The 8,131-nt window shown below is 70.0% G+C and carries 7 protein-coding genes; 2 read left to right on the top strand and 5 right to left on the bottom strand.

All coding sequences use genetic code 11. The features are described 5' to 3' along the window. Positions 1-628: 628 nt before the first annotated feature. Together arc and FDA94_RS38655 are read right to left on the bottom strand one after the other, a co-directional pair. A complete protein-coding gene (arc, locus tag FDA94_RS38660; protein WP_062348642.1) occupies positions 629-2,392 on the bottom strand; it encodes a proteasome ATPase in 1,764 nt (587 codons plus the stop codon). Positions 2,393-2,599: 207 nt separating this feature from the next. Beyond that, the gene (locus FDA94_RS38655) at positions 2,600-3,463 is read right to left on the bottom strand and encodes a tRNA (adenine-N1)-methyltransferase (RefSeq protein WP_137251979.1); all 864 of its coding nucleotides are present in this window, start codon (positions 3,461-3,463) and stop codon (positions 2,600-2,602) included. Positions 3,464-3,524: 61 nt separating this feature from the next. Here FDA94_RS38655 and FDA94_RS38650 point away from each other — a divergent pair, with 61 nt between their 5' ends. Beyond that, positions 3,525-4,622: a GNAT family N-acetyltransferase gene (locus FDA94_RS38650; protein WP_137251978.1), complete on the top strand. Its 1,098-nt coding sequence runs from the start codon at positions 3,525-3,527 to the stop codon at positions 4,620-4,622. Here FDA94_RS38650 and FDA94_RS38645 read toward each other — a convergent pair. Together FDA94_RS38645 and FDA94_RS38640 are read right to left on the bottom strand one after the other, a co-directional pair. Beyond that, the gene (locus tag FDA94_RS38645) at positions 4,609-5,832 is read right to left on the bottom strand and encodes an aminotransferase class III-fold pyridoxal phosphate-dependent enzyme (protein ID WP_137251977.1); all 1,224 of its coding nucleotides are present in this window, start codon (positions 5,830-5,832) and stop codon (positions 4,609-4,611) included. The two genes, FDA94_RS38650 and FDA94_RS38645, sit on opposite strands and share 14 nt — an antisense overlap. 16 nt (positions 5,833-5,848) lie before the next feature. Continuing rightward, the gene (locus FDA94_RS38640; RefSeq protein ID WP_137251976.1) at positions 5,849-6,757 is read right to left on the bottom strand and encodes a carbohydrate kinase family protein; all 909 of its coding nucleotides are present in this window, start codon (positions 6,755-6,757) and stop codon (positions 5,849-5,851) included. A 39-nt stretch (positions 6,758-6,796) separates the two neighbouring features. Here FDA94_RS38640 and FDA94_RS38635 point away from each other — a divergent pair, with 39 nt between their 5' ends. Then, on the top strand, positions 6,797-7,381 hold the full coding sequence (locus tag FDA94_RS38635; protein WP_137251975.1) for a TetR/AcrR family transcriptional regulator: 585 nt from the start codon (positions 6,797-6,799) through the stop codon (positions 7,379-7,381). 49 nt (positions 7,382-7,430) lie between these two features. Here the strand turns inward: FDA94_RS38635 and FDA94_RS38630 are convergent. After that, positions 7,431-8,131 (bottom strand): FHA domain-containing protein (locus FDA94_RS38630; protein ID WP_137251974.1); only part of this gene is annotated, 701 nt, incomplete at its 5' end.

The raw sequence follows: 8,131 nt of genomic DNA, 5'->3' as shown, positions 1-8,131 counted from the left end.
GGCGGCGCACCCCGGCCCCGCCGGCCGCCACCCCGCCCGGCAGGCGGCGCCTCCACGGGAGCGTCAGCCCCTAACCCGAGCCACTGCCCGGTCACCGGCGCCTCGGCACCCCCGGCCCACGCGCCCGGCCCGGACCGCGCCTCCAGCGCACGCCCGTCAGCCGGACCACCCGGCCACGCCGCACCCTGGTTCGGCGGCGACGCGCTCACGTCAGAGCCGTTCGGCCACACCCGAGCATCCACAACCGCGGCCTCAGACTCGCTCGGCCAAGCCATCCCCTGCGTCGACTGAGGCACACCCGTCGCAGGCCACCCACGCGGGTCCGTCCCCGGCTGCGATCCCCCCGGCCATCCGGCGGTGCCAGGCGGGGTCTCGGGCGCTTGGGGCCACACCCGGGCGTCACCCGGTTGCTGGGGGTTGCCCGGCCACGCGCCGCCGGGACCCGGGTCGGATCGTCGGGGCCGGTCCCCGTTCCATGCCCCGCGGGTCACTTCAGTCCGCCGTGTTTATTTCCGCACCAATACCGCACAACGGGCAACGCTACAACGTCCCGACGACAATCAAGGCGTCACAAACGAAAAACGGCACGTCTCCCGTAACGGGAGATCGTGCCGTTTTTCGTAATTCCCTACAGGTACTGCCCCGTGTTGGCCACAGTGTCTATTGACCTGCCGGCCTCCGTGCCCTGCTTGCCCTGCACGAGGGTGCGGATGTAGACGATCCGCTCGCCCTTCTTGCCGGAGATGCGGGCCCAGTCGTCGGGGTTGGTGGTGTTCGGGAGGTCTTCGTTCTCCCGGAACTCGTCGACGCAGGCGGCCATCAGGTGCTGGATGCGCAGGCCCTTCTGGCCCGTCTCCAGGAACTGCTTGATCGCCATCTTCTTGCCCCGGTCGACGATGTTCTGGATCATCGCGCCGGAGTTGAAGTCCTTGAAGTAGAGGACTTCCTTGTCACCGTTGGCGTAGGTCACCTCAAGGAAGCGGTTCTCCTCGATCTCGTTGTACATGCGCTCGACGACCCGCTGGATCATCTCGGCGATCGTGGACTCACGGCTGCTGCCGTGCTCCGCGAGGTCGTCGGGGTGGAGCGGGAGGTCGGAGATCAGGTACTTCGAGAAGATGTCCTTCGCCGCCTCGGCGTCGGGCCGCTCGATCTTGATCTTCACGTCGAGGCGGCCGGGCCGCAGGATCGCCGGGTCGATCATGTCTTCGCGGTTGGAGGCGCCGATGACGATGACGTTCTCCAGGCCCTCGACGCCGTCGATCTCCGACAGCAGCTGAGGGACGATGGTGTTCTCGACGTCGGACGACACACCCGAGCCACGCGTGCGGAAGATCGAGTCCATCTCGTCGAAGAACACGATCACGGGGGTGCCCTCGGACGCCTTCTCGCGCGCCCGCTGGAAGACCAGGCGGATGTGCCGCTCGGTCTCACCGACGTACTTGTTCAGGAGCTCCGGGCCCTTGATGTTGAGGAAGAAGCTCTTGCCGGACTGGCCGGTCTTCTCCGCGACCTGCTTGGCCAGGGAGTTGGCGACCGCCTTGGCGATGAGCGTCTTGCCGCAACCGGGAGGGCCGTAGAGCAGCACGCCCTTGGGCGGGCGGAGCTTGTGCTCCCGGAACAGGTCGGCGTGCAGGTAGGGAAGCTCGATGGCGTCCCTGATCTGCTCGATCTGGCCGCGCAGGCCGCCGATCTCGTCGTAAGAGATGTCGGGCACCTCTTCGAGGACGAGCTCCTCGACCTCCGACTTGGGAATGCGCTCGTAGACGTAACCCGAACGCGGTTCGAGCAGGAGTGAGTCGCCCGACCTGATCGGCTGGCTGAGCAGCGACTCGGCGAGCTTCACGACGCGCTCTTCGTCGGCGTGCGATATCACGAGCGCGCGCTGCCCGTCTTCGAGCAGCTCCTTCAACATCACGATCTCGCCCACGTCTTCGAAGCCCAGGGCTTCGACCACGTTCAGCGCCTCGTTGAGCATGACCTCCTGGCCGCGCTTCAACGACTCGGCGTCGACGGCGGGGCTGACGTTCACCCGGAGCTTGCGCCCGCCGGTGAACACCTCGATCGTGCCGTCTTCTCTGGCCTCGAGGAACACGCCGAAGCCGGATGGCGGTTGCGCCAGCCGGTCGACCTCCTCCTTGAGGGCGACGATCTGGTCCCTGGCCTCCTTGAGGGTGGCCACGAGCCGTTCGTTCTGGCCTGTGAGGGCGACCACCTGAGCTTGAACGTCGTGGAGACGCTCCTCCAGCACCCGCGCTTGGCGGGGGGATTCCGCAAGTTTGCGGCGCAACGCGGTGATCTCCTCCTGAAGGAAGGAGACCTGTGTTGTGAGGTCGGCGACCTCCCGTTCGCGCTGCGCGGCCCGAGCCTCTGCGTCATCGCGAGCTGCCACGCCCCGTCACCTCCTTCCCAGTAGAGGAAAGACTACTCAAGTCCCTACCAATCTGACGGCCTTGAAAAACGTAGCCCACTGGTGTTCGTCTAGTTACGTGGAGTGTTTGATAGTTGGTGCCTTTTCGGAGGGTTTATCTCGGTGAGCACATGGAACAGGGTGTTTGTTCCCGCTGTCACTGAAGTTTCCCGTTTCGCCGCTAAATCGTCACTGGTCTTCCGTACCCTCCCCATACGCCCCCTTTGCCGGGCGGCGACGTCTGGGCGGTGGCGTGACGCCGTCCGCCATGCGGCGGGCGGTGACGAGGAAGCCGGTGTGCCCGACCATGCGGTGGTCGGGACGGACGGCGAGACCTTCGACATGCCAGTCGCGAATCAGGGTCTCCCACGCGTGGGGCTCCGTGAAACTCCCGTGATCGCGAAGTGTCTCGACGGTCCTTGACATCTGGGTCGTGGTGGCCACGTAACAGCAGATCACACCGCCGGGGGTCAAAGCTTTGCTCGCGGCGTCGACGCACTCCCACGGAGCGAGCATGTCGAGGATGATCCGGTCGACGTCGGTCTCGTCGAGGGCCTCGTTGAAGTCGCCGACCACCAGACGCCACTGCTTGAGGTCGCCGCCGAAGAACTTCGTCACGTTCTTGGTCGCGACCTCGGCGAAGTCGGCACGCCGTTCGTACGACGTCAGCGAGCCCTCCGCCCCGACGGCGCGCAGCAGGAAGCACGACAGCGCCCCGGAACCGACGCCGGCCTCCACGACCTTGGCGCCCGGGAAGATGTCGGCCATCGCGACGATCTGGGCCGAGTCCTTCGGGTAGATCACCGCCGCGCCGCGCGGCATCGTGAGCGTGTAGTCGGACAGCAGGTGGCGGAACGCCAGATACTGGATGCCGCCCGACGAGCGCACCACGGAGCCCTCAGGCTGCCCGATCAGGTCGGCGTGCGCGATCCACCCCTTGTGGGTGTGAAAGACACCGTCCTCCTTGAGCGTCACGGTGTGCCGCTTGTTCTTCGGATCGGTGAGCTGAACCTGATCTCCGGCCTGGAACGGGCCGTGCCTGCGAAAACCCATGGCGGCAAGGCTAATGGCAAAACGTTTGTCCCCCGACTCGGACGACTGGTAGCAAGGGGCCATGTACCCCCGCGAATCCATCTCAGCCGGACCGATCATCCTCCGTCCGCTCACCGAGGCCGACATTCCGGCCGTCGCGCGCGCCTGCTCCGATCCGGTGACCCAGCGTTTCATCCCGGCCATGCCCAGCCCGTACACCGAAGAGGACGCCCGTTTCTGGGTGACGCGGATCGCCGAGCCGAGGTGGGGGGCGGGCGGCGCCGAGTTCGTCATCGCCGACGCCCGGACCGGCGAACTGGACGGGGCGATCGGGCTGCACCCGCCCGACCGGTTCGACAACGTCGAGGCGGGCTATTGGGTGGCCCCGTGGGCCCGCCGCAAGGGCGTGGCGTCCGCGGCGCTGCGGGCCGTCACCACCCTGGCCTTCGAGCACGGCGCGCCCCGGGTGCACCTGGTCGCCGAGATGGAGAACGTGGGCTCGCAGAAGGTCGCGCTGGCGGCCGGGTTCCGCCACGAGGGGCTGCTGCGCGGCGCCGGGCCGGTCCGCGGCGGGGGCCGGGCCGACATGGCCCAGTACGGCCGGCTGCCCGGCGACTCCGGGGAGCCCGGCACGCCGTTCCTGCCGTTCCTGCCCGAGGGCGGGCTCACCGACGGAGTGGTGCGGCTGACCATGCTGACGGCCGACGACGCATCGGCCTACCACGCGGTCGGGTCGCTGCCCGACGTGGTGAAGTACTCGGTGCCGCCGGAGCCGCGGCCGTTCGAGGAGATCCTCTACCGGTGCACGGGCGCCGGATACCGCTGGCTGAACGGCATCCAGGCCGAGATGGCCATCCGCGACGCCGCCACCGGCGCGTTCGCCGGTGAGATCCAGCTCTCGCACCTGACGCCGCCCATGCGGGAGGCCATGGTCGGCTACAGCCTGCACAGCGACTTCCGGGGCCGCGGGCTGGTCACCCGGGCGGTCGAGCTGCTGGCCGAATGGGCCTTCACGCAGGCGGGCCTGCGGCGGCTGATCTCCGGGACCGACCCCGGGAACCTGGCCTCCCAGGCGGTGCTGGAGCGGGCCGGGTTCACCCGGGGTCAGACGCAGAAGGAGTACCTGCCCGGCCCGAACGGGACCTGGACCGACAACGTGGAGTGGCTCAGACTCCGCTGAAGCGCCGGGCGGTCGCGGCGAACGCGGCGTCGGTGCCTTCCAGGGCCCGGTCGATCTCGGCGTCGGTGTGGGCGGTCGACAGGAACCAGTTGTGCCAGGGGTGCACGTAGACCCCCTCGGCCAGGCAGGCGGCCGCCCAGAAGACCCCCCGCTCCAAAGTGGCGTCGCCGTCGAACGAGAGCCACGGGATCTGCACCGGGCCCGTCTGGTTGATCGTGAAGCCGTGGCTCTTGGCCTGCTCATACAGTCCGGTACGCAGCCTCGCCCCCGCGCGTTCGATCAGCGCCGGCCCGTCGGACTCCCGGAGGATCTCGATCGTGGCCTTGGCGGCGCCCATGGCGGCCGAGGAGAACCAGAACGAACCGGTCGAATAGAGGGTCTGGGCGGCGTTCTTGAGCGCGTCGCCGCCGGTGACGGCCGCGATCGCGTGGCCGTTGCCTATGGCCTTCGACCAGGCCGAGAGGTCAGGACGTACGCCGAAGGGCTCCCAGGTGCCCCGCAGGTCGAGCCGGAAGCCGGCGCGGACCTCGTCGATCACCAGGGCCGCGCCGAGGCGGTCGGCCAGCGCCCTGACGCCGCGGGCGAAGTCGGCCTCGGCGAGCGCCTGGTCTTCGAAGGAGTCGTGCTTGAAGGGGGTCACCAGGATGGCCGCGACGTCGTCGCCGGCCTCGGCGGCGGCCCGCTCGGCGTCCTGGAGGTCGTTGTAGGTGAACTCGGCCGTGTCGGCGCGCTGGTTGGGCGTGACGCCCGAGAGGCCGGGGGTGCACCACGGATCGGCGCCGTGGTAGGCGCCGTGGGCGATCAGGACCTTCGTGCGGCCGGTGGCGGCGCGGGCGACCATGAGGGCCTGGGTGGTGGCGTCGGTGCCGTTCTTGGAGAACATGGCCCAGTCCGCGGCCGGGATGAGGTCGACGAGCAGCTCGGCGAGCTCGACCATGATCGGGCCGGGCCCGTTGAGGCAGTCGCCCCGGGCCTGGAGCCGGGCTGCGGCCTCCTCCACCCGGGGGTTGCGGTGCCCGACGATCATGGGACCCCAGGAGCACATCAGGTCGACGTACTCCCGTCCGTCGGCGTCCCACTGGCGGGCGCCCTCGCCCCTGACGAAGAACTGGGGGTAGGTGTCGCCGTGGAGGGCGGCGTTGAGGTGGCCGTACATGCCGCCGGGGATGACCTTGGCGGCGCGGGCGCGCAGATCGGCGTCCAGGGACATGGGGGGAGTCTTCCTCTCAGGACAGCAGGGCGGCGGCGCCGTCGAGGTTCGCGTCGGAACCCAGTCCGCCGGCCACACGGGCGGCGACGGCGGTGCCGAGACGGGCCGCTTCGAGCACCGAGCGCCCGGTGAGCAGCCCGGCGGCGAACCCGGCGCAGTAGGCGTCGCCGCATCCGGTGGTGTCGACCACCTGGACGTCTTCGGCGGGCACCCGGGTGAGCCCGTCGGCCGTGGCGACGAGGCTGCCCTCGGCGCCGAGCGTGATGATCACGGTTCGCGGGCCCTCGGCGAGAAGGCTCTTGGCGGCCTCCTCGACCGTCGGGGCGCCGGTCATCATGAGGGCCTGCTCCTCGTTGGGCAGGAAGTGGTCGACGTGGGGCAGGAAGGTCTTCGCGGCGGGCATCAGGTCGGGCATGTTCGACAGCAGGTCGAGGGTGACCTGCGTGCCCCGGCCCCGCACCTCGTCGAGCAGGGCGTGGAAGGCGGGGTCGTGGAGGCCCCAGGTGGCGTCCATGCCGCCCAGGTGGAGGACCGTCGCGCCCCTGATGACGTCGGCGTCGACGTCGGCCGTCGACAGCCCCAGGTTGGCTCCCGGGACGTGGAACGAGGGCCGCCCGCCGTCGGGCCTGATGGGCAAGATCGAGGCGGCGGTCTGCTCCCCCGGCTTACGCGTCACCTTGGAGACGTCGACGCCGTGCCGGTTCATGACCATGAGGAGGAAGTCGCCGAGCTCGTCGTCGCCGACGGCCCCCAGCGACGTGACGGGGAGACCGAGCCTGGCCAGCACGACCGCCGTCCCGGCGGCGGCCCCGGCTGCGGTGATGCGCACCTGCTCGACCAGATGGGTGTCCTGGCCGGCCGGGATCGACTCGACGGGCCGGGCGAGCACGTCCACGATGTGGACGCCGAGCGTGACAACCGACATGGCCTGGATGATAGACGGGCGCCCGACTAAAATGTCAACATGCCGAAGATCGTGAACCATGACGAACGCAGGGAAGAGGTCGTCGCCGCGGCCCGCCGCATCATCCTGCGCGAGGGAATCGATGCCGCGACCACGCGGGCGATCGCGAAGGAGGCCGGCTACTCCAACGGCGTCCTGACCCACTACTTCGCCGACAAGGACGAGATCCTCCTGTCGGCCCTGCGGTCGAGCCACCGGCGGATCACCGAGCGCCTGGCCGAGAAGCTGACCGGCCTGACGGGCCTGGCGGCGCTGCGCGAGCTCCTGCTCGACAACCTGCCCATGGACGAGGAGCGCGCCCGGGAGACCGGCCTGGAGATCGGCTTCTGGGCCCGCAGCCTGACCTCTCCGGCGCTGCTGCGGACGCAGCGCGAGGAGGCGGCCGACCTCCACCTGCTGGTGCGGACCCTCCTCCAGAGCGCGGCCGACGCCGGGGAGATCGCGAACGAGGGCCTCGACGACACCGCCGAGCGCCTGCTGGCCCTCGTCGACGGGCTGAGCCTGCACCGGCTGCTCTATCCCGACCGGGCGGCGCGGATCGAGGAGATCATGCTCGCCGAACTCGACCGGCTCCGGCTGCCCTGAGAGGTGCGGAAAAGCGGAACCCCGGCGGTCTGCCGGGGTTCCGTCGTGCTCAGGCGCTGCGGTGGGGTTCGAACCGCATCGTGCGGGAGACGCCCACCCGGACCGTCGTGCCGGGCATGATCGTGACCGACTCGTTCGGGGGGATGTCGTAGAAGTTCGGGTCGCCCGGGGGCTGGATCTGGGTGCCGTTGACCGAGCCGAGGTCGATCAGGTTCACGTCCCAGTTCTCCAGGGTGACCCTCAGGTGGCGGCGGGAGACCGAGCCGTCGGGGCTGGTCACCCGCGCCGGGCGGGCGTCGCCCGACTGGACCTCGGGGGCGCGCTCGGGGTCGCGGCCGAGGATGTAGTCGCTGTCGAGCGTCAGCGCCATGCCGTCGTCGAGCAGCAGGACGCCGAGCGCGGGGCGCGGGCCCTTGTAGGGAACGAGGTCACGGGTCGACAGGGGCACGCCGCAGACCGCGCAGTAGGGCGCGCGCGGGTCGTTGAAGTGGTCGTTCTTGCAGTCGACGCCGTGGACCATGGGGCCGAGGCGCTCCGGGGCGGCGTCCATCTGGGTGGAGTCGCTGGGGTCGTCGGCCGGGGATTCGGGCTGCGGCTGCGGCTGGGGCTCGAAGTGGCCGCTGTCGTGGCGGCGTTCGTCGTGCTGGGGCGGCAGCGGCTCGGCGACCGGGGGCTGCGGGGCGCCCATCGGCGGCGGGCCCATCGGCAGGCCGGGGGGCGGGCCGAACGGGCCGGGGCCGGGGTGCGGCG

It is taken from the genome of Herbidospora galbida (assembly GCF_005233835.1).
GTDB classification, from domain to species: Bacteria; Actinomycetota; Actinomycetes; order Streptosporangiales; family Streptosporangiaceae; genus Herbidospora; species Herbidospora galbida.
This window is presented reverse-complemented; position numbering and strand designations above follow the sequence as displayed.

Excerpts from the sequence above, each read along its gene's own strand:
- FDA94_RS38655 (WP_137251979.1), bottom strand. The coding sequence starts at position 3,463 with ATGGGTTTTCGCAGGCACGGCCCGTTCCAGGCCGGAGATCAGGTTCAG.
- FDA94_RS38650 (WP_137251978.1), top strand. The coding sequence starts at position 3,525 with ATGTACCCCCGCGAATCCATCTCAGCCGGACCGATCATCCTCCGTCCG.
- FDA94_RS38645 (WP_137251977.1), bottom strand. The coding sequence starts at position 5,832 with ATGTCCCTGGACGCCGATCTGCGCGCCCGCGCCGCCAAGGTCATCCCC.
- FDA94_RS38640 (WP_137251976.1), bottom strand. The coding sequence starts at position 6,757 with ATGTCGGTTGTCACGCTCGGCGTCCACATCGTGGACGTGCTCGCCCGG.
- FDA94_RS38635 (WP_137251975.1), top strand. The coding sequence starts at position 6,797 with ATGCCGAAGATCGTGAACCATGACGAACGCAGGGAAGAGGTCGTCGCC.